Source organism: Bacteroides sp. FSHCM14E1, from assembly GCF_019633785.1.
In the GTDB taxonomy this organism is placed as follows: domain Bacteria; phylum Bacteroidota; class Bacteroidia; order Bacteroidales; family Bacteroidaceae; genus Bacteroides; species Bacteroides hominis.
Map to the genome: position 1 here is coordinate 83,112 of NZ_JADKYL010000017.1, position 22,001 is coordinate 105,112.

The 22,001-nt window shown below is 45.4% G+C and carries 20 protein-coding genes and 1 other RNA gene; 13 read left to right on the plus strand and 8 right to left on the minus strand.

Annotated elements, in window-relative coordinates; genetic code table 11:
* The 5 genes from pstA (at nt 1) to ISX59_RS19590 (ending at nt 3,964) form a co-directional block, all read left to right on the plus strand.
* Nucleotides 1-876: a phosphate ABC transporter permease PstA gene (gene pstA, locus ISX59_RS19570; protein ID WP_005779838.1), complete on the plus strand. Its 876-nt coding sequence runs from the start codon at nt 1-3 to the stop codon at nt 874-876.
* 21 nt (nt 877-897) lie between these two features.
* Nucleotides 898-1,659 carry a phosphate ABC transporter ATP-binding protein PstB gene (pstB, locus tag ISX59_RS19575; protein ID WP_005779836.1) on the plus strand — a complete coding sequence of 254 codons (762 nt, stop codon included), beginning with the start codon at nt 898-900 and terminating at the stop codon, nt 1,657-1,659.
* Nucleotides 1,660-1,739: 80 nt separating this feature from the next.
* Nucleotides 1,740-2,429, plus strand: coding sequence for a phosphate signaling complex protein PhoU (gene phoU, locus ISX59_RS19580; protein WP_005779833.1), 690 nt, complete (start codon nt 1,740-1,742; stop codon nt 2,427-2,429).
* A gap of 381 nt (nt 2,430-2,810) precedes the next feature.
* Complete coding sequence (locus tag ISX59_RS19585) at nt 2,811-3,413, plus strand: riboflavin synthase (protein WP_005806793.1); 603 nt, start codon at nt 2,811-2,813, stop codon at nt 3,411-3,413.
* An 11-nt stretch (nt 3,414-3,424) separates the two neighbouring features.
* Entirely contained in the window at nt 3,425-3,964 is a 540-nt protein-coding gene (locus ISX59_RS19590) for a nitroreductase family protein (RefSeq protein WP_005779827.1), read from the plus strand.
* Nucleotides 3,965-4,558: 594 nt separating this feature from the next.
* Here the strand turns inward: ISX59_RS19590 and ISX59_RS19595 are convergent.
* Nucleotides 4,559-5,878, minus strand: a complete 1,320-nt coding sequence (locus ISX59_RS19595) for a YihY/virulence factor BrkB family protein (protein ID WP_005779824.1) — start codon at nt 5,876-5,878, stop codon at nt 4,559-4,561.
* Nucleotides 5,879-5,906: 28 nt separating this feature from the next.
* Nucleotides 5,907-6,269: RNase P RNA component class A (gene rnpB, locus ISX59_RS19600), an RNA gene on the minus strand.
* 345 nt (nt 6,270-6,614) lie between these two features.
* Between rnpB and ISX59_RS19605 the strand changes: the two genes are divergently transcribed.
* From ISX59_RS19605 to ISX59_RS19635, 7 genes are all read left to right on the plus strand, one after another.
* Nucleotides 6,615-7,817: a C40 family peptidase gene (locus ISX59_RS19605; protein ID WP_220576202.1), complete on the plus strand. Its 1,203-nt coding sequence runs from the start codon at nt 6,615-6,617 to the stop codon at nt 7,815-7,817.
* Between the two features lie 13 nt (nt 7,818-7,830).
* A complete protein-coding gene (locus tag ISX59_RS19610) occupies nt 7,831-8,982 on the plus strand; it encodes a dipeptide epimerase (protein WP_217737663.1) in 1,152 nt (383 codons plus the stop codon).
* A 31-nt stretch (nt 8,983-9,013) separates the two neighbouring features.
* A complete protein-coding gene (locus ISX59_RS19615; protein ID WP_220576203.1) occupies nt 9,014-10,348 on the plus strand; it encodes a transglutaminase family protein in 1,335 nt (444 codons plus the stop codon).
* Between the two features lie 305 nt (nt 10,349-10,653).
* On the plus strand, nt 10,654-12,201 hold the full coding sequence (locus ISX59_RS19620; protein ID WP_022012489.1) for a trypsin-like peptidase domain-containing protein: 1,548 nt from the start codon (nt 10,654-10,656) through the stop codon (nt 12,199-12,201).
* Between the two features lie 234 nt (nt 12,202-12,435).
* A complete protein-coding gene (locus tag ISX59_RS19625; RefSeq protein WP_005779810.1) occupies nt 12,436-13,296 on the plus strand; it encodes an RNA polymerase sigma factor RpoD/SigA in 861 nt (286 codons plus the stop codon).
* 100 nt (nt 13,297-13,396) lie between these two features.
* Nucleotides 13,397-13,798, plus strand: a complete 402-nt coding sequence (locus tag ISX59_RS19630; RefSeq protein ID WP_005806773.1) for a hypothetical protein — start codon at nt 13,397-13,399, stop codon at nt 13,796-13,798.
* Nucleotides 13,799-13,890: 92 nt separating this feature from the next.
* A complete protein-coding gene (locus ISX59_RS19635) occupies nt 13,891-15,066 on the plus strand; it encodes a clostripain-related cysteine peptidase (RefSeq protein WP_032530485.1) in 1,176 nt (391 codons plus the stop codon).
* Between the two features lie 190 nt (nt 15,067-15,256).
* On the opposite strand, the gene ISX59_RS19640 is transcribed toward ISX59_RS19635, so the two are convergent.
* The 4 genes from ISX59_RS19640 to ISX59_RS19655 form a co-directional block, all read right to left on the minus strand.
* Entirely contained in the window at nt 15,257-16,096 is an 840-nt protein-coding gene (locus ISX59_RS19640; RefSeq protein ID WP_220576204.1) for a PepSY-like domain-containing protein, read from the minus strand.
* An 84-nt stretch (nt 16,097-16,180) separates the two neighbouring features.
* A complete protein-coding gene (locus ISX59_RS19645) occupies nt 16,181-16,618 on the minus strand; it encodes a PepSY-like domain-containing protein (RefSeq protein ID WP_005806767.1) in 438 nt (145 codons plus the stop codon).
* Between the two features lie 317 nt (nt 16,619-16,935).
* Nucleotides 16,936-18,234, minus strand: a complete 1,299-nt coding sequence (locus ISX59_RS19650) for a HAMP domain-containing sensor histidine kinase (protein WP_220576205.1) — start codon at nt 18,232-18,234, stop codon at nt 16,936-16,938.
* A gap of 16 nt (nt 18,235-18,250) precedes the next feature.
* Nucleotides 18,251-18,928, minus strand: a complete 678-nt coding sequence (locus tag ISX59_RS19655; protein ID WP_005779794.1) for a response regulator transcription factor — start codon at nt 18,926-18,928, stop codon at nt 18,251-18,253.
* A 156-nt stretch (nt 18,929-19,084) separates the two neighbouring features.
* Between ISX59_RS19655 and nagA the strand changes: the two genes are divergently transcribed.
* Nucleotides 19,085-20,236, plus strand: a complete 1,152-nt coding sequence (gene nagA, locus ISX59_RS19660) for an N-acetylglucosamine-6-phosphate deacetylase (protein WP_032539870.1) — start codon at nt 19,085-19,087, stop codon at nt 20,234-20,236.
* Between the two features lie 995 nt (nt 20,237-21,231).
* Here nagA and ISX59_RS19665 read toward each other — a convergent pair.
* Together ISX59_RS19665 and ISX59_RS21310 are read right to left on the minus strand one after the other, a co-directional pair.
* Nucleotides 21,232-21,402, minus strand: a complete 171-nt coding sequence (locus tag ISX59_RS19665; RefSeq protein WP_175413950.1) for a hypothetical protein — start codon at nt 21,400-21,402, stop codon at nt 21,232-21,234.
* A 324-nt stretch (nt 21,403-21,726) separates the two neighbouring features.
* A partial coding sequence (locus tag ISX59_RS21310; RefSeq protein WP_370633295.1) for a hypothetical protein occupies nt 21,727-22,001 on the minus strand: 275 nt, incomplete at its 5' end.

The window sequence follows — 22,001 nt, forward strand, 5'->3', positions numbered from 1 at the left end:
ATGGAAATACTGAATAATACAAAAGCTAAAAGGCGTTCGCAGGGCATCGCTTTCGGCATATTCCGGTTGCTGAGTTTATGCATTGTGCTGATTCTGTTTGCGATTTTAGGGTTCATCATTTACAAGGGTATCGGTGTCATCAGTTGGGATTTTCTCACATCGGCACCTACCGACGGGATGACGGGAGGAGGTATCTGGCCGGCTATCGTGGGCACATTCTATCTGATGACAGGCAGTGCGCTCTTTGCATTTCCGGTGGGAGTGATGAGTGGAATTTACATGAACGAGTATGCGCCGAAAGGAAAACTGGTGAGGTTTATCCGTGTGATGACCAATAACCTGAGCGGCATTCCGTCGATTGTTTTCGGTCTCTTTGGTATGGCTTTGTTCGTTAATTATATGGACTTCGGAGATAGTATTCTGGCCGGTTCATTGACATTGGGCCTGCTTTGTGTACCTTTGGTGATCCGTACCACGGAAGAGGCGCTGAAGGCGATACCGGACAGCATGCGTGAGGGAAGCCGTGCATTGGGAGCTACCAAGTTACAGACCATCTGGCACGTGATTCTGCCTATGGGGATGCCGAATATCATAACCGGACTGATCCTTGCCTTGGGACGTGTGTCGGGAGAAACGGCCCCGATCCTGTTCACGTGTGCGGCATATTTTCTTCCGCAGTTGCCGACAAGCATTTTAGACCAGTGTATGGCGCTGCCCTATCATTTGTATGTGATATCGACCAGTGGCACGGATATGGAGGCACAGTTGCCTTTGGCTTACGGGACGGCTTTGGTATTGATTGCGATCATACTCCTGGTGAACCTGCTGGCCAATGCTTTACGGAAGTATTTTGAAAAGAAAGTAAAAATGAATTAGTGACGGAGTACAACAAAAAATATGGATACAACAGTGAAAATTGATGCGCGTGACGTGAATTTCTGGTATGGTGACTTCCATGCACTGAAGGGAATCAGTATGCAGATTGAAGAAAAATCTGTAGTCGCGTTTATAGGTCCTTCCGGATGTGGAAAATCTACTTTTCTGCGTCTTTTCAATCGTATGAACGATTTGATCCCTGCCATTCGCCTGACGGGGGAAATCCGTATAGATGGTGAAAATATCTATGACAAAGGAGTGCAGGTAGACGAACTTCGTAAAAACGTAGGCATGGTGTTCCAGCGTCCTAACCCTTTTCCGAAAAGCATTTTTGAGAATGTAGCTTACGGATTGAGGGTGAACGGAGTGAAAGATAATGCTTTTATCCGGCAGCGGGTGGAGGAGACCCTGAAGGGTGCCGCCCTTTGGGATGAAGTGAAGGACAAACTGAAGGAATCGGCTTATGCTTTATCCGGCGGACAACAGCAACGCCTTTGTATCGCCCGTGCGATGGCTGTATCTCCTTCGGTGCTGCTGATGGACGAGCCGGCTTCGGCACTCGACCCTATTTCGACGGCAAAGGTGGAAGAATTGATTCATGAACTGAAAGAACGGTATACCATTGTGATTGTGACGCACAACATGCAGCAGGCCGCCCGTGTCAGTGATAAGACGGCATTTTTCTATATGGGGCAGATGGTGGAGTTTGGCGATACAAAGAAGATCTTTACGAATCCGGAGAAAGAAGCCACCCAGAATTATATTACCGGACGATTCGGGTAACCTGTGATTTTTCGGCGCAGATCGTCGAAACATGGTTTTATATTGTATATTTGCTTAATAATTAATTTAATACATAGAGTATGGTGAAGTTTATAGAATCAGAACTTGTTCTGCTGAAAAAGGAAATAGACGAGATGTGGACATTGGTTTACAATCAGCTGGATAGAGCAGGAGAGGCTGTACTGACACTGGATAAGGAACTGGCTCAGCAGGTAATTGTCCGTGAGCGCAGAGTGAATGCTTTTGAGTTGAAGATAGACAGTGATGTGGAGGATGTGATTGCCTTGTATAATCCGGTCGCTATCGATCTTCGCTTTGTGTTGGCTATGTTGAAAATCAATACGAATCTGGAACGTTTGGGCGACTTTGCCGAGGGAATCGCACGTTTTGTGCTGAAAAGTGAGGAGCCTATTCTGGATGGAGACTTACTGAAACGCCTTCGTCTGGAAGAGATGCAGAGACAGGTGCTTTCTATGCTCGAGGTGGCCAAACGTGCGCTGAACGAAGAAAGTCTCGAACTGGCAACTTCCGTATTCGCTAAAGATAATTTATTGGACGAGATTAATGCCGAAGCTACAGCGATATTGGCTGATTATATCAGAGAGCATCCCGAAAGCACGCTGTCTTGCCTGAATCTGGTAGGGGTATTCCGTAAGCTGGAGCGTTCTGGCGACCATATAACGAATATTGCCGAGGAAATTGTCTTTTTCATAGATGCTAAAGTCTTGAAGCATAGTGGCAAGGTGGAAGAGCATTATCCCGATAAATAATAAATCGCAAATTTTTAAACAAAAATTAGTGCTACTTAAAAAAATGTCATATATTTGTCTCCTGTAACGGTTCGGTTACAGGAGTTTTTTTTGAAATGATAATAAATCCAAAGAAAAATCAAAAATATGTTATATGACATGTTTTTATATTTGGTTCATAACGAGAAAAGCACCTATATTTGCACCGTTATCCTGAAAACAATCTTTTTACCTTAAAAAAAAACTAATACCTATTGAAAACTGAAAAGCGGGGCTTTGTGAAAAGCCCCGCTTTTTTATGTTTATTCACTCACTCTCTCCCATTTTCTTTGTATCTTTGACCCCCGTTGATGCGCGTATGCATCTTTTTGAATGGTAAATCCTAATATTAAAAATAGAACTATGTTTTCCGGAATCGTAGAAGAGTACGCTACCGTTGTAGCACTGGTGAAAGACCAGGAGAATATACATTTCACACTGAAGTGTTCGTTTGTAAACGAGTTGAAGATAGATCAGAGTATCTCGCACAATGGAGTCTGTCTGACTGTGGTCAGCATGGCGGAAGATACCTATACAGTGACTGCCATGAAAGAGACACTGGACCGCTCGAACCTCCGGTTGCTGAAGGTGGGGGACAAGGTGAACGTGGAACGCAGTATGATGATGAACGGACGTCTGGACGGACACATTGTGCAGGGACATGTGGATCAGACTGCCGAATGTATCGGTATAAAAGATGCGGACGGAAGTTGGTATTTCACATTTAAATATGCTTTCGACAAGGAAATGGCTAAACGTGGCTACATCACCGTAGATAAGGGATCGGTAACGGTGAACGGTGTCAGTCTGACGGTATGCAATCCGACGGACGATACTTTCCAGGTAGCGATTATTCCATATACTTACGAGCATACCAATTTCCATACTTTTGAGGTAGGCAGTATTGTGAACCTTGAATTTGACATCATCGGCAAGTACATCAGCCGGATGATTCAATATAAATAGCAGGACTAGGTATGAACGACTTTCTGCAATTGGTAAATGCCCGGCAGAGTGACAGGGCCTATGATAAATCACGTCCTGTGGAACCGGATAAGCTGGAACGTATCCTCGAGGCAGGACGTTTGGCACCTTCCGCATGCAATGCGCAACCCTGGAAGTTTGTGGTAGTAACCGATCCGTTATTGGCGGAGAAGGTTGGCAAAGCTGCTGCGGGGTTGGGAATGAATAAATTTGCTAAAGATGCTCCCGTGCACATACTGATTGTAGAAGAGTCGGCTAACATAACGTCCAGGCTGGGCGGCAAACTGAAAGGGAAGCATTTTCCGCAGATCGATATAGGCATTGCGGTTGCGCACATTGTGCTGGCTGCCGAAAGCGAAGGGTTGGGATCGTGCATACTCGGCTGGTTTGACGAGAAAGAGGTGAAGAGCCTGACCGGCATTCCGTCTTCGAAACGTGTGTTGCTGGATGTGCTGATTGGCTATCCGGTGAAGGAGAAACGGAAAAAGATCCGAAAAGAAAAGGAGAAAGTTGTTTCTTATAACAGCTATTAATGAACTGAATAATCTCTGATTCACCGACCCGAACACCCCCGTCCAGAACCGCATTTCAACCGGGACGGACCGTCGAGAACCCGCTGCAACCGGGACTACGGTTGCCGGAACCGTCACCGTGGGGAGCGGTGGAAGTCACCGTGAAACGTGCTGCCAATGGGCGTTTCACCGTAACACGGTGCTAAGAAAAGAATATATTAAAAGAGAAAGAAGAAGAAGGAGAAGAAGGGGAAGAAGAGAAAGAAGAGAAAGCAGAGCTACTCCCGATCCTCCTTTCACCTCAAGCACGGAACGCGTCGTGTGTAGCACCCCGTTTGGGAGAAGTGAACGGAATGACGGCACCATCGGAGGTAAATGGCGGCAGGGTGAACGGTCTCTGCCGGCAGGAGACATAAAGAAAACCCATATCGCTCTTTGACTTATCGGAAACGAACATTCACCACAGAGGACACAGAGGACACAGAGTTTAATTAGCTGCGCTCAATCTGTTTTCAGACAAAAGAACAAACGAACACATAAAAAATCATCTGCCCTTTTGTTCTTTTGTTCTTATGTCTAAAAAAACTCTGTGTACCCTGTGTCCTCTGTGGTGAGCTACAAGTCTTTCAGCAGCACTTTGCTTGCCTTTTTATAATATTCCTCCCTTGAGTCGAGTAATACTTTCCACTGTTCGCTGAATTCCTCGTCTTTATCTACTTTGAAGTCTTCTGAGCCGTATGTATCCAGCCGGTCGAGCAGTAAAGCGACGTTCAGTTGATTGATGTCGATGGAAGGCTGATATGCGATGTCTTCACTTTTCTGATCGGTCACAACTTCGTGGATCAGATGAATCTCTTGCAGTTGATAGAGTATCTGGTTGGTCAGCCGGATAGGGATGCGATGCTCTTCGGATATCTCTTCGGCGGTGTAAGGCGTTTCATTGTTTTCAAAACGTTTGGCTATAAGAGACATTATCAGGATGGAGATGAAGTCCCGGTAACGGCGGCTGATATTCTGCGTGTCTCTGTCGAAACTGAAGTTACGGATATTCTGTCCGGCGTAGGTCAGTTCGGCACCGAACAGGCAGATGGTCCATGATATTTGCAACCATAACAGGAACATCGGCAGGGCGGCAAAACTACCGTAAATGGCATTGTACTTGGACACCCACAACTGGCTGCTGATGTACAGGAACTGAAATGCCTGGTAAGCGGAACCGGCAAGGATACCGGAGATCAGTGCATGCTTGAATTTTACCTTCGTATTGGGCATGAAGATGTAGAGTCCCGTAAACATCAGCCAGGTCAGCACGAACGGAATCAGACGGATCAGGAATTTCAGGATAGGAGCAAGCAAAACAAAATCCGCCATACTCTTCAGCATAGTGCCCACAAAGATGGAAAGACCTCCCGATACCACGATCAGGATCGGCATCAGCAGGAACATTGAAAAATAATCGGTGATTTTGCGGTACATGCTGCGTCCTTTTTTCACTTGCCAGATGCGGTTGAAGGTGATTTCAATGTTACTGACCAGGTTGAGCACGGTCCACAACAACATGACCAGGCCGACTCCGATAAAAATACCGTTTTTGGTTTGTGACAGATACGAGTCTACGAATTGCAGGATAACATCCGTCGCTTCGGTGGAACCTCCGAAACCATCACGAAACTGGCTTTCCATCAAAGTGGAAACACCGAATCCGCGTGCAATGGCAAAGACGATGGCCAGGATGGGCACAATGGCGAGCAGTGTGCTGTAGGTCAGTGCTGAGGCTTTGTTTACGATGCGGTCTTTGTTGAAGCGGTTGACGCAGAGATAGATCGTTTTGATGATATTGTATATCGAGAACTTGGTGCGGGTGACTTCGCTTTCCGTAATCCGCCAGATATCATAGGTAATGAATTTCCATATATCGGAGAGACGCTGATTCATAGGTCTGTTATTTGAAATTAAAAAAAAGAAAAGCAGTCAGCCTGTAAGCCGAGTTCTGTACCCTGAATAAATCAAGGTGCCTGTCATTTATCTGAGTGGGGTGTCACCACACCACTTTAGCGGTCTACCCTCCGACATGGAGCGAGCAACTCTCATAACGCCGGTTTACATGACCTTACAACTCCTAAGACGTACAGCCCGATATGTCACCATACGGCTGGTGGGCTCTTACTCCACCTTCTCACCCTTACCTCTCCCCGGAGGGAGGGGCGGTTCTTTTCTTCTACGTTACTCTACCCTCGCGGACAGCTTTCTGTTAGGAAGTAGGATGCTCTGTGTTGCCCGGACTTTCCTCCTGTACCGAAATACACGCGACAGACCGGCCAACTGCTTTGGTCAGCAAAAGTACAAGAATTATTTTGTTTGAGCAAACGGAAGGGAGGATTAGTTCGGTTCACCACAGAGGACACAGAGGGCACAGAGTTTCACGAATGACATAAATTCACCACAGATTACGCAGATTATCACAGATTAATAATTTATTTTACTGAGAGTTAAATTAAAATATCTGTGTTAATCCGTGTAATCTGTGGTGAACTCAAAACTCTGTGCTACTCTGTGGTGAACATCGTGTGACTCAATTTCAGTTCTTATTCTTAATATTTTTGAAAATATATATCTAAAACGGAAATAGTTTCTATCTTTGCTAAAAATGTAACCCCCAAATCTTTCTTTCATGAAGAATATGATCCCCTTTGTATCGTTGCTTCTGGCAGTGTCCGCCTGTACAGGTATTCCTGAGAACAAGAAAAACGCACTTCCCCAAGATGTAGAACTGTTGTCCGGTGAAGTTCGCAACCGGTTCATTCCCGATAAGCGTGTCATCCTTTGGGATGTGGATTACGATGTATCCGGAAAGACGATTACCGTAAAGGGGGCGACTACCTCAGCGGAAGCTAAGTCGGCTTTGTTATCGGGACTGGAAGAGAAGGCTTATGAAGTGAGGGACAGCCTGCAACTGGTTCCGGACAGCGTGGCCCTGGAAGGAAAGATGTACGGCATTGTCAATCTCTCTGTATGCAATATGCGTGTAGAGGATGATTTCTCTTCGGAGATGACTACCCAGGCATTGATGGGAATGCCCGTTAAAGTGTTGCAACATCGCAACTGGTATCGCATCCAGACACCTGATAATTATATCGCATGGGTACACCGGGTAGGAATCCATCCGGTCACCAAAGCCGGGCTGGATGCCTGGAACAAGGCAGATAAAATTGTAGTGACGTCGCATTATGGGTTCACTTATCAGCAGCCGGATGAAAAGTCTCAATCCGTGTCGGACGTGGTAGCCGGAAACCGTCTGAAGTACGAAGGTACGCAAGGAGGGTTCTATAAAGTCGCTTATCCGGACGGACGGCAGGCTTATATCTCACGATCGATATCGATGCCCGAAAAGGAGTGGCGTGCTTCTTTGAAGCAAGACGCTTCAAGCATTATCCGCACCGCTTATACAATGATGGGGATTCCTTATCTATGGGCGGGCACTTCTTCGAAGGGAGTCGATTGCAGCGGCTTTGTACGTACCGCCTTATTTATGCACGATATCATCATTCCCCGTGATGCCTCTCAACAGGCTTATGTGGGCGAGCATATCGACATTGCTCCTGACTTCGGTAATGTTCAGCCGGGAGATTTGATTTTCTTCGGGCGGAAGGCCACTGCCGGGAAGAAAGAGCGTGTGGTTCATGTGGCCATTTATCTGGGTGATAAAAAGTTCATTCACTCACAAGGCGATGTCCATGTCAGCAGTTTCGATCCGTCGGATGCCGATTTTGATGAGTATAACCTGAATCGCCTGCTGTATGCAGTCCGTGTGTTGCCATCTATAAATAAGGAGGCAGCCTTAAACACCACCGTTACGAATCCGTATTATAACTAAACTCAAAATAGATATGCAAAACCGAAGAGATTTCCTCAAGACCGCTGCTTTTGCCGCCATAGGTTCGGGGCTGTCATTGCAAGGTGTTTTTGCCGGCGAGAAGAGCCCCGCTTCATTTGCGATCAACAAACTCGGCCTGGGAGCAAAGCTGAAACTGCGCTTTTTCCCTTACGAGCTGAAACTGAAACATGTGTTTACGGTGGCTACTTATTCGCGAACCACCACTCCCGATGTGCAGGTAGAGATAGAATATGACGGGGTCATCGGTTATGGCGAGGCTTCGATGCCTCCTTATCTGGGACAGACGGTAGACTCGGTGATGGCTTTTTTGAAGAAGGTCGATCTGGAGCAGTTCGACGATCCGTTCCGGCTGGAAGATATACTGGCTTATGTAGACGGTATCACTCCGGGAGATACGGCTGCCAAAGCTGCCATAGACATCGCCTTGCACGACTTGGTGGGTAAACTTCTGGGAGCACCCTGGTACAGGATCTGGGGACTGGATAAGGCTAAAGCACCTTCGACCACTTTCACGATAGGCATCGATACCCCCGAGGTGGTACGTGAAAAGACCCTTGAGGTGGCCGGGCAGTTCAATATCCTCAAAGTGAAGTTAGGGCGTGAGAATGACAAACAGATGATTGAAACGATCCGTTCGGTGAGCGATCTGCCTATTGCGGTCGATGCCAATCAGGGGTGGACGGATAAGAAATATGCATTGGACATGATTCAATGGCTGAAAGAAAAAGGAATTGTAATGATTGAACAGCCTATGCCCAAAGCACAGTTGGACGATATTGCATGGGTGACCCAGCATAGTCCGTTACCTGTTTTTGCCGACGAATCTTTGCAACGGCTGACTGATGTGGCAGGATTGAAGGGAGCCTTTACGGGGATAAACATCAAACTGATGAAGTGTACCGGTATGCGGGAAGCCTGGAAGATGGTTACGTTAGCACGGGCGTTAGGCATGAAAGTGATGGTGGGATGTATGACGGAAACTTCGTGCGCGGTTTCTGCCGCCGCACAATTCTCTCCGGCCGTCGATTTTGCCGATCTGGACGGAAACTTGCTGATAGCGAACGACCGCTTCAGAGGGATGGAGGTTGTAAAAGGCAAGATCATGCTCAACGACCTTCCGGGAATTGGTGTGGTTAAATTATGAACGCGGATAAACCTTTGAAACTGTTTTGATAATGAAAAAACTACTTTATATAATTGCCGTATTTATCAGCCTTTCAGCCTGTACTTCGCGGCAGGCTCCCAAGCCTTACAACTGGGACGATGACTTGCACCAACGGTTGCTGGCGGACTTCTGTCTGACCGAATCTCAGGTGAAAGACTATATCCGCAAATACATTCCCGACGTGACGGACGAACAGATGCGCCAATGGGAAGAGAGCAAAGCGCTTGAATGCCGGATGATCGACGGGGAGAAACGTTATTTCCGCAATGCCGGTCCCAACCTGTTCCGGATAGACTCTGCCTGCTGTGCCGTCAAAATGGAGAAAGAAGGCACCTCACTGAGCACGAGCGAACAAGTCAATAAAGAACATCTGCCCGAAGTGATGGCCGCTGTCAGGAAAGAGAGAACGCCTGTCGTGCAGCCCAAGCGGATGCGGGTCACCTACACGCTGACGGTGGACAGCAACGCGGTTCCTGCCGGAAAAACGATCCGCTGCTGGCTGCCCTATCCCCGGACAGACCAGCCCCGCCAGCAAAATGTAAAATTGCTCCATGTCAGCGAACCCCGTTACACATTGTCCCCGCCTTCATGCCGGCACAGCACCCTCTATATGGAGAAGCAGGCCATTCCCGGTGAGCCGACGGTCTTTTCGGAAACCTTTGAGTACACCTCGTGTGCCGAATGGCATCCGTTGAGACCCGAAAATATACTGCCTTATGATACTGTCGGTGCTCTTTATAAAGAATATACTGCCGAGCGGGAGACACATATCCGTTTTTCACCCCGTATCAAAGAGCTGGCTGCCAATCTGACAGCCGGTGAAACCAATCCTTTGTTGAAGGCGCAACGCATTTTCCGTTGGATAAACGATCATTTCCCCTGGGCCTCGGCCCGCGAATATTCCACTATTGAGAATATTCCGGAATATGTGCTCGACAATCGTCACGGCGATTGTGGCCAGGTGAGCCTGTTGTTTATCACCCTCTGCCGTTGCAGTGGCATTCCTGCCCGTTTCCAGAGCGGCTTTATGATGCATCCCCGTGCATGGAACCTGCACGATTGGGCGGAAGTCTATTTCGAAGGCGCGGGCTGGGTGCCGGTAGATCAATCATTCGGCATTCCCTCATTTGCCGGCAATCCCGAAGAAAAGATGTTCTTTCTGGGAGGTATCGATTCCTGGCGTATGATAGTCAACAGTGACTATTCCATGCCGTTGGTTCCCGAGAAGAAATATCCGCGTAGTGAAACGGTTGATTTCCAGCGTGGGGAGGTAGAGTGGGAAGGGGGAAACCTGTACTTCCCGCAATGGAGTTATCATATGGATATAGACTACTTGAATTATTAAGTTCATTCTCCATAAAAGGCTTAAGCGTTTTCCGAAAAGACTTAAGTGTTTCTCAAAAAGACTTTAGTCTTTCGAGGGAAACGCTTAAGTCTTTTTTCTGCCTTCTAAATACTTGTGTGTCATGCAACGAATGCTAATTTGTCAGTCTCTGCCGTTAACCGCTGTTAAGCTCTGCAGATTCACTGTTAAAAGAGAACAAAAAAGAGTGACAAGGAGAATAACAGAATGATTTTTGTCGTTATTTTAACGTCGTAAATGTTAAATGAAAGTAGAATATTAACAATTAAATGAATAAAAAGAATAGTATGAAACAGACAACAAAAAACATTCTTGGGGTAGGAGCGGTTGTTCTTCTCAGCGCAGGAGTTGCCGGAGTGACAACGTATACGATGTTGAAACCGGAAAACAGAGACAGCCTGTCGTTCAGCGAACAGTTCCGCCAGAATCCCAATGCCCGCTTGGCTGCTTATGACGCCATTAATGCACAGCCTGTGGATCTGACGCAGGCAGCAGAAAATTCGCTTCATGCTGTGGTACATATAAAATCGACTCAACAAGCTAAAGAACAAACAGTCACCGTGCGAGATCCGTTTGCCGAGATCTTCGGAGATATTTTCGGTAATGGAGGCAGACAGCAGCGCCGTGTACAAACCCAGCCGCGTGTCGGTTTCGGTTCGGGAGTCATCATTTCGAAGGATGGCTATATCGTAACCAACAACCATGTGATTGACGGGGCGGACGAGATTGTTGTGAAGTTGAATGACAACCGTGAGTTTAAAGGCCGTGTGATCGGTACCGACCCGAATTCGGATCTGGCTTTGGTCAAAATCGAAGGAGATGATTTTCCGACCGTTCCTATCGGCGATTCGGATGCCCTGAAAGTGGGAGAGTGGGTCTTGGCGGTAGGTAACCCCTTCAACCTGACTTCGACTGTAACCGCAGGTATTGTCAGCGCCAAGGCACGTACTTTGGGCGTATACGGTATTGGCGGTGTGGAGTCGTTTATCCAGACAGACGCCGCTATCAATCAGGGAAACAGTGGTGGAGCTTTGGTCAATGCAAAAGGTGAGTTGGTAGGTATCAATGCCGTTCTTTCTTCACCCACGGGTGCTTATGCCGGATATGGTTTTGCCATTCCGACGAGCGTGATGACCAAAGTGGTCAGTGACCTGAAACAATACGGAACCGTACAGCGTGCATTGCTGGGAATCAAGGGTACTTCTCTCGCGGGTGACGGCGACATGATGTCCGACCAGCCGATTGACAAGTCGGGAGCTACTTTGGCCGATAAACGCAAAGAGTTTGGCGTTGTAGACGGCGTGTGGGTTCGTGAGATTGTGGATGGCGGTTCTGCTGCCGGTTCCGATATCAAGGTGGACGACATCATCATCGGCATCGATGGTAAGAAAGTACAGAACTTCGCCGATTTGCAGGAAGCCATTGCACAGCATCGTCCGGGTGATAAAGTTACCGTGAAGGTGATGCGTGACAAGAAAGAAAAGAATATCGACGTAACGTTGAAGAATGAACAAGGTACAACAAAGATTGTGAAGGATGCAGGTATGGAGATTTTGGGTGCTGCCTTTAAGGAGTTGCCGGACGACTTGAAGAGACAACTCAATCTCGGATACGGCTTGCAGGTGACCGGAGTGACTTCGGGCAAGATGGCGGATGCCGGTGTACGAAAGGGCTTCATCATCCTGAAAGCCAACGATCAGCCGATGCGTAAAGTCAGCGATCTTGAAGAAGTGATGAAAGCTGCTGTGAAATCACCGAACCAGGTGCTCTTCCTCACAGGAGTATTCCCTTCAGGAAAACGCGGATATTACGCTGTAGACTTGACTCAGGAGTAAATTAGCTGAAAGCTGCTGTGTGGTGAGTATGGTCACACCAGCGAATCGTCTGTCGAAAAAAGTATTCGGTAGCTTAATAATAGCTAAGGAAATCGAAAAGAGAGTGCCGGCAATCAACCAGTCGACACTCTTTTTGTTTGTAGTAGTAGATAATTAATGGTGAAAAAGTTGTGGAAATTTATACGTTAACAAATAAATTGTCGTAACTTTGCACTCCAAATCTGTTTTATAAGAATGAGACAACTAAAGATTACCAAAAGTATCACTAACAGAGAGAGCGCTTCTCTTGACAAGTATTTGCAGGAAATCGGTCGCGAGGACCTTATTACTGTGGAAGAAGAGGTAGAACTCGCTCAACGCATTCGTAAGGGTGACCGTGTAGCATTAGAGAAACTGACACGTGCCAATCTTCGTTTCGTCGTATCCGTAGCCAAGCAGTACCAGAACCAAGGTTTGAGTTTGCCCGACTTGATTAATGAAGGCAATTTAGGACTGATCAAAGCTGCCGAGAAGTTTGATGAAACACGTGGTTTTAAGTTTATCAGTTATGCTGTATGGTGGATTCGCCAGTCTATTTTGCAGGCATTGGCAGAGCAATCCCGTATCGTTCGTCTTCCGTTGAACCAGGTTGGTTCGCTGAACAAAATCAGCAAGGCCTTCTCTAAGTTCGAACAGGAGAACGAGCGTCGTCCGTCTCCCGAAGAGCTGGCAGGTGAACTGGACATTCCGGTTGACAAGATCTCCGATACGCTGAAAGTATCCGGCCGTCATATTTCGGTGGATGCACCTTTTGTTGAAGGAGAAGACAACAGCCTGCTCGATGTGTTGGTGAACGATGATTCGCCCATGGCAGACCGTTCTCTGGTTAATGAGTCTCTTGCGAGGGAAATTGATAGAGCTCTTTCTACGTTAACCGATAGGGAAAAAGAAATCATTCAGATGTTTTTCGGTATCGGACAACAGGAAATGACATTAGAGGAAATCGGCGACAAATTTGGTCTCACACGTGAGCGTGTTCGTCAGATTAAGGAAAAAGCAATCAGAAGATTAAGACAAAGTAATCGTAGTAAATTGCTCAAATCTTACTTGGGATAAGCAAGATATATCAGTTTCCGAAAAAGTATTTAAAAAACGCTTCATCTTTTGATGGGCGTTTTTTTTTGTTATCTTTGCGAAGTTAAAATAATAACAGAATATGAAATACGTAAAAATACTGTTTGCCGTAGCGTTAGTGTTTACATTGTGCTCGGCGTTTTCGTTGAAAAAAGGAGAACATAAGCCCGTTTATGCTTTTGGAGTATCGGCGTCATTTACCGATACAGTGGTATACTACACCGAGATTCAGGTACTCGATAGCGTAGCGTTGGATAAAAACGGATTTCTGCCGCATAGAGAGATATACAGCTATCAACTGAAAAACTATCTGGAGATTGATAAAGGGCAACCCAACCGTACTTGCATGATCTACTTCTCGGAGAATCAGAAGAAACTTGAAAAGGAGGCTGCAAAGGTATTGGGCAAATATAAAAAGAATAAATCGGTGGCTCTTGAGAAAATAGATACCCAAAGTTTTAAATTCACTAAACCGGAAGAATAACTTAAACGTTATATAAGAAGGGGATGCTTAGAAGCTCCTGATGGAGGAGCTTCTAAGCATCCTTTTTTTTAGGTTTTAAATTCAATACAGCTATGAAATCAAAAATGATTCTTTTTTTTGTAAGTTTTGTCATGTTGTTCAGCGCTTGCCGGAATGAAGATGAACCTACTCTTCCGGCGTATGGTTCGCGTACGGTTTTAATTTATATGATGGCGCAAAACTCTTTGTCTCCATTTGCCCGGCTGGATATGGAAGAAATGATAAAAGGAATGAAGCAGGTGGATGCAACGTCTAATAATCTGTTGGTTTATATCGATGACTATTCGGCTCCCCGTCTGGTTCGTTTGGGTAAAAACAGTAAAGGGCAGGTTGTGGAAGAAGTGGTTGCCAACTATCCGGAACAGAACTCAACGGATGTGGCTGTTATGAAAAAAGTCATTTCAACCGCTTTCAATACTTATAAGGCAGAGAGTTACGGTATGGGCTTCTGGTCGCATGGAGAAGGATGGATACCCTCGCCGGCCAAAACGCGCTGGTTCGGACAAGACGGCAATGATTATATGAATATAGCCGATCTGCACGAAGCTTTGCAGGTGGCTCCAAAGCTTGATTTCTTGCTCTTCGATGCCTGTTTCATGGAGTCGGTGGAAGTGGCTTATGCTTTACGTGACTGCGGTGACTATATGATCAGCTCGCCTACTGAAATTCCCGGTGTAGGAGCTCCTTATGAAGACGTGGTTCCCGCTATGTTTACTGCCGGAAACCCGACCATGAAGATTGTCTCTGCTTATTATACCTACTATGAAAACAGGTATAACGACGGGGTAGGGCTGACTAATGAAAACTGGACCGGTGGGGTTTCGGTGGGAGTCGCAAAAATGAGTGAACTTGAAAATCTGGCAGCTGCCACAGCAAAGATACTTCCCAAATATGTGACGGGAAAGACTGATTTCGATCTTTCAGGGGTGATGTGTTATGACCGGAGGTACCTGGCGTTGTATCATGACCTCGATCAGTATATTTACAAGCTGACAGCCGGTAACAGCGATTATGATGCATGGAAGGCGGCTTTTGATAAGGTAATGGTTTACTGGAAGTCGACTCCGCGCAACTATTCGGCATACGTCGGCATGTTTACCATGGACTCAAAGGCGAAAGGGCTTTCCACCTATATTCCAATGACGAATAGGGAGTCTACCAATACGTCCTACCGGGATACGGGATGGTATAAGGCTTCCGGTTGGGCAGATACCGGTTGGTATAAATAAGCAATAAAAGTGAGGCTGTGTCGAAACTCACCACAGAGGACACAGAGTAACACAGAGGCGATTTTAAGTTATTGATTATTAGTTAAAAGACTCTGTGCTACTCTGTGTTACTCCGTGGTGAAAAGAGTTTTGACTCAGCCTCCCTTTTTATGCATTGTGTCAGGTCGGCCACCTGTAACGGTTTTAGTACTTATGGGATGAATTCTCCTTTTGCGGTGATTTTCACTTTTACTTCCAGCTCTCCTTTTTCCAGTTCAACCAGATAGTATTCGCCTGTGGGAGTTTCAAAAAAGTCGGCTTCATCTACGTGATATCCGGCATATTGTGGTGAAGAGGCAATGGCACTGGTCACCTCAACCGGTAGTGCATTCCGGTGTACGTCCCAGGAAGTGTATGCCCATTGGTTGGAGCTGTTGAATACAGCCTCTTTGCTGATATTGTTGTGGATAATATCGACTTCTGTCATTCCATGTTCCACTTCAATCTCCGCCAGGCGCGCATTCGGATACTTCTCTTTTATAAAGTTCTCGATGGCTGCGGGGACTTCGGCCGGAAGGTAATTTCCCGAATCATTGTCCGTGTCTGCAACGCTTTTAATCAGGATTCCTTCTGTCGAATAATACAGGTCGAACTCTTGTTTGCCGGATTCTACTTCGATGACATATACGGTTTCCATATCCAGACGTTCCAGCATATCTACATCATCTATTTTCCATTTTGCATATTCACTGCTTTCAAAAGCACTTTTTACCGCTGAGGGCAGAGCCTGATATGGAATGTCGGTTTCTGTCATTTGCCATGTTCCGTCCGAAGTAAACCAAGCAGAGGTTTCATAGTTTTGATGGCGGAAGTCAGCCACATAATAGTTACCTTTTGTTTCCCACTTTTCATTGCTGACTGTCGGGTACTTTGCGGTGAATGCGTTTTTCAGTTCTGCCGGTACATAAGACAGATCATCATCATCGTTATCACAGCTTTGTAATCCCAGGGCACCCAGTGCCAAAAGAAGAAAATACATTTTCAGTTTCATTTCTACTATACTTTTTTTAGTTGTCAATTCATGTTATGCGCATATTGTAATAAAGCGGAATTATACCCGTATATGTGCGTAACATCAGTTATCGATATCGATTAAGTTAAATTTAGAGTCGAATTTTAGTTCCCATCCGTTGGACAGTTTCACTTCATAATCCGCTTTATCACGTTCTATTTTCAGAATCTTCGCATCCGCATAGTTGGTGGTTACGTACTTCTGGATAGGAGCGGGTATTATGCCCTGTGGCACTACACTGAATTTGCAATTTACTTCAGTCCAGTTTCCTTTCTTGTCGAATTCCACTTTGTTGCCGTCGGTGAAAATGACGTCGTAGCTTTTCTGTAAGAAATCGCTTTCAACTTTGGCCATGGCAATGTTGTTGCCGGCAAAATGTTGTTTGATGAACTGCTGTGCCTTCTGCGGCATTTGGCTTACCTGGATAGGTTTATCATCGTCCGCTCTTGCGATGGTTTGCAGAGTGAACAGGCATACGAATAAAATAAGTAACTTTTTCATATTCATCCTTTTTTAATGGTTTTTACTGTTAGCAATTAATTTATATTGCAAAGATGAAGGTCGATTCTGAAAAGAATTGGGAATTCTCTCCATTTTGATACTTTTTTCTAAATAAAAGTTCGATTACTCTTGTTCATCCGGTTGAACTTATACTGTATATTTACACAACATTTAACGCTGAGCGAGAAGTCCTTCTCGCAATAGATATGAAAAGATTTTGTACAGGCAGGTGTGCCGGGGAGTCGTATCTACCACAGATTACACGTGTTTGCGCAGATGAATGTCGCCGGTTCTCAGTGGATTAAATTCGTTCTGTGTTAATCTGCGTAATCTGTGGTGAAATTGTTCTTCCGTAATTCGAAACAGTGTTCATCTTTCTCAAAATAATACCTGAGTGTGAGATGCTGTAATTTACAGATGGAGTCGGCTATGGCAAGTCCCAGTCCGGTCGAACCTTCCTTTTTGCTTCCCTGATAGAATCGTTCAAAGATATGGGTCGCATCCAGGGGACGGTCTGTGCCGCTATTCCTGAAGGTCATGCTATGGCCGGTTATTTCAATCCGGATATGTCCACTGTCTACGTTGTGTACAAACGCATTTTTGAGCAGGTTCGTTATCAGGGCGACTGCTAATGATTCATTCATTTCCGCCCGGAATATTCCCTGTTCATCTAACGTCAGCTCAATTTCCCGATAGCCGTATACTTCTTTATAATCTTCTATATATCGCTTGAGCATGCTGTTGAATTCCACCGTTTGGGTCTCGGAGAATTGTCCGTTATCTATTTTGGATAGTAACAGCAGCGATTTATTGAGCTTGGTGATATGCTCCAGGGTCTGGTGCGTTTTTATCAGCTCTTCCAACTGTGCTTCAGACAAGGAGTCGTCTTCCATCAGCATTTCCAGGCGATTCCGGCAGATGGCTAACGGCGTTTGCATTTCGTGTGAAGCATTGCCGATGAATTGCTTTTGTTGTTCAAAGATGTGCTCGCTTCGTTCCGCGTTGCGGATGGCTGCTTCGTTCAGCTTCCTGAACTCCATAATTTGCGTTTCATTCTTCAAAGGGCGATTGGGACGGCCTATCCTGTAGGCATCCAGCCAGCGCAGCAGATTGTAAAGTGGCTTCATGCTGCGGTGAAATATCCAGATGCAGACAATCAGGATGGTGAGCAGCAGGACGATGTACAGAAAAATAATCCATCCCAGCATGGCGTCTTTCAGGTCGTCCTTCTCAATCGTCGGTGTCGATACGGTAAGCTCGTAATATTGCCCTTCGTCATCTTTGAATAAGGTGGTCAGTATGCGTGCCGGTTCAGTCTCTTCCTTCTCCACAATATAAACCATGGAGTCTTTGTAGCAGATATCTTCGCGTTCGTCGGCATACTCTTTACTTACTTTTCTAAGATAGTATTGATTGTTCGACCCATTGTTTTTCGAGGGCAGTTCTTCTCCGGCCAAGGCACGGATAATGATGGTTTCCGAGTAATCCTCCAGAGAGTCGTCTACTTCGTCGTTCACTTCATCTATCACGGCTATATAGAAAAATACAGCCCATGCCCCGAGAACAACTGTCAGCATGAGTGCGATGCGGATTATAATACGGTATATCAACTTCATGGAGGTAGAGTCTTTTTTATTCAACAGTCATTTTGTAGCCGAATCCATATACAGCCTTAAGTTCTGCCAAGGCACCGGCATCTTTAAGTTTCTTTCTCAGATTCTTGATTTGCGCATAGATGAAATCAAAATTGTCTACCTGGTCGATATGATCTCCCCACACCGATTCGGCAAGTGTGTTTTTGTTTACCAGTCGTCCGGGACGGTTGGCAAAGTAAAGAAGAATATCATACTCTTTGCGGTTTAATTCTATTTCCTTGTCATCTACGAATACCTGGAATGTATCGGGAACGATACGTATGTTGGCCAGGCGTATGTCCATTTCTCCGTCGCGGCGCTGGCGTCGGATCACACTTTTGATGCGGGCATTTAATTCGGCCAGGTGAAAGGGTTTGGGCAGGTAGTCGTCAGCGCCCAGTTCCAGTCCCAGTACTTTATCGTCCAGGGAGTCTTTGGCCGAGATGATAATTACATTTTCCCGTTTATGCATCTTCTTCAGTTGCTCCAGCAGATTCAGCCCATTGCCGTCAGGCAACATAATGTCCAGCAAGACGCAGTCGTAATCGTAGTCCTCTATCTTGCGTAATCCCGACTGGAAGTCTGCGGCAGCTTCCACTACGTAGCGTTCTTTTTCGAGCGAACGCTGGATAAGTTCCCTCAGTGAGGGTTCGTCTTCGATTATTAATATTTTCATAGGGCTTTTTATTTCTACCTGCAAAGAAAAGGCTTATTTCTGAAATAAAACTGAAAAGAAAAGCTATTTTATTTTTCTATCTCAACAGAAGTGTCTAATTTTGTTTCCAATAAACAAAAATAACACGAGTATGAATCTCTAATACTATAATTTATCATGTTGACTCAAATTATCAATGGACGCATATTTACTCCGCAAGGTTGGTTGAACGAAGGTTCTGTGTTGATGAGAGATGGAAAAATTCTGGAAGTAACTAATTGCGACCTGGCGCTGATCGGTGCCGATCTGGTGGATGCCAGAGGAATGTATATTGTTCCCGGTTTTGTTTGTATGCATGCCCATGGCGGGGGAGGACACGATTTTACGGAATGTACCGAAGAGGCTTTCCGCACGGCGATAGCTGCACACATGAAGCACGGCGCCACCAGTTTTTTCCCGACACTTTCTTCTTCTCCGTTTTCCGAAATACGCAAAGCTGTAGATATATGCGAAAAACTGATGGCCGAACCCGATAGCCCGATACTCGGCTTGCATGTGGAAGGCCCTTACCTGAACCGTAAGATGGCGGGAGAACAGTTTGCAAACCAAGTGAAAGAAGTCGATGTGGCAGAATACACCTCTTTGCTTGAAAGCACCGATTGCATCAAGCGTTGGGATGCCTCTCCCGAACTGCCCGGAGCACTTGACTTTGCACGTTGTCTGAGGTCGAAGGGTATTGTAGGAGCTGTTTCGCATACGGAAGCCGAATATGATGGCATAAAGGAAGCATATGAGGCAGGATTTACACATGCTGCGCACTTCTACAATGCAATGCCGGGCTTCCATAAGCGTCGCGAATATAAATACGAGGGAACGGTTGAGAGTGTCTACCTGACCGATGGCATGACTATTGAGCTGATTGCTGACGGCATTCATTTGCCTTCCACTATTTTGAAACTGGCTTATAAGCTGAAGGGAGTGGAGCATACTTGCCTGGTGACCGACGCACTTTCATATGCGGCTGCTGAAGGCAAGGCAATTGACGATCCCCGTATTATTATAGAAGACGGTGTGTGCAAGCTTGCCGACCGTTCGGCCTTGGCAGGTAGTATTGCTACCATGGATCAGTTGGTGCGTACGATGGTGAAGGCTGATATTCCCCTGGCAGATGCCATACGTATGGCTTCTGAGACTCCTGCCCGTATTATGGGAGTTTATGACCGTAAAGGATCTCTCCAGAAGGATAAAGATGCGGATATTCTGATCCTGGATCGTGATCTGAACGTCAAGGCGGTATGGGCTATGGGGCAGTTGGTGAAGGAGTCGTAAATAGTTCACTACGGATTATACAAATTTACTGTTGCCCTCTTATGCCGGTTATTTGTAAGAAGGGCTTTCAATAGAAATTGTTAGTATCGTTACTATTCTTATTCTATTCTTATAAATGGAAGGGAAGGAGGATAAGAATAGTAACGACTTACTTTAATCTGTGGTTCAATTACCGTTAATTTTCAACTTCGTCTCTTCTTAAATCGGTATATCTCCTTATTCTCCCTTTTTCTCTGATCACCTCTCAATTTCCTGAAAAACGCCCCTATAGCCTCCTTATACGGCCATCCTTTTACTTTTAAAACCAAGACCCCTTTATCCTTAAAATCAACGCTTCCTTGGTTTTAAACCAACGAGCCTTTGGTTTAAAAGGTAGGCTTCTCCCGTTTCCGTCCCAAATTTTGTTTGTGAAAATATGGTATAACTAGGCTTTCCGGATCGCAAATGTGTTCTTCCGAATTGCATTGGCACTTGCTTTAATTGCACCTATACCTGCTCTGATTGCACCCATATCTGCTTCGATCGCAACTATACTTACTTCAATCGTAACTATCCTTTTCGGTCCGCCGCTTATCCCTTTTCCCGGTAAACATTCCCTTGTCTCTCTATTGTCTTCATCTTCAATCTTTTTCTTCCTTTCGTTTCTTCTCTTCCTATTACCTGATTTAACAGGATGTTAAATCAAGGCTTTTGTCTCCAAATAACAAGTCTTTTCGAAGCAAAAGCCTTGTTATTTCCATCCCTGAAATAAATGTTTTCCCAACCGCATTAACAATGTTAACGCAGGATTCCGTTCAATTCCCGTCTGATTCTTGTTTGATCCTTGTCTGATTACTGTTTGATTCCTGCTCAATTTCCATTCAATCCCCGTATGATTCCTGTTTTAATTTCCGTCCAATCCTCGTCTGATTCCCACCGGCTTTTCAGTTTAATCCCTGTTTGACTCCCATCTGATTCCCGTTCACTCTCCATTCAGTCCCTGTCCAATTCCAGTTTCATCCCCTCCAATTTTCCTCCAATTCCCTATTTTTCTCCGCAATTCCCTCTCCAAAACACTTGTTCCCCTCCCTTTCGTAGCAAATATCCTTTCCGTCCTCTCCGGAAAACTTCCCCCTTATATAATATAATAATGTGTCATTTTCCTTCTTTTCCTTTCCGTTCCCCATAATCCTGTTTTAAAACCTACCTCTCCTTCAGCCCTTTACATCTGAATTTATATTTTTATTCAAAAAACTTCCTTATATATTTGCCTTGTATTGGTAAATCGCGTACTTTTGCACCCGCTTTCCAAGAGACGGAGAGCCGATTGAAATTGACATGTTGCAAGTGCGTATTGATTGCCTTAACGAACAACAAAAATAATCTCCTTTTTATTTGGAGCTTAATATTAAAATTCGTTATCTTTGCAGTCCGATTCGCGATAAAAGGCGTTTATTCCGGTGCCTTTCCCTTTCGCTAAGAGAGCCAGAGAACAGACCGGGAAAACATTTTTAAAAAAACTTCCAAAACATTTGGTGTTTTAAAATAAACCTTTTACCTTTGCACCCGCTTTTGAAACGAAGCGCAATCGAAAAGAAGAGTTCTTTGAAAAATTGATAAACAATACAAGTAGTACAAGTAAATTTAGAACCGTCAATGCTTATTATATAGGTATATGAAAAAATGACCGTCAATAAATTTTCGACATCCTGAACAGAGCTAATATTATCCCTTACGGGATATATAACAATACTTTTACAATGAAGAGTTTGATCCTGGCTCAGGA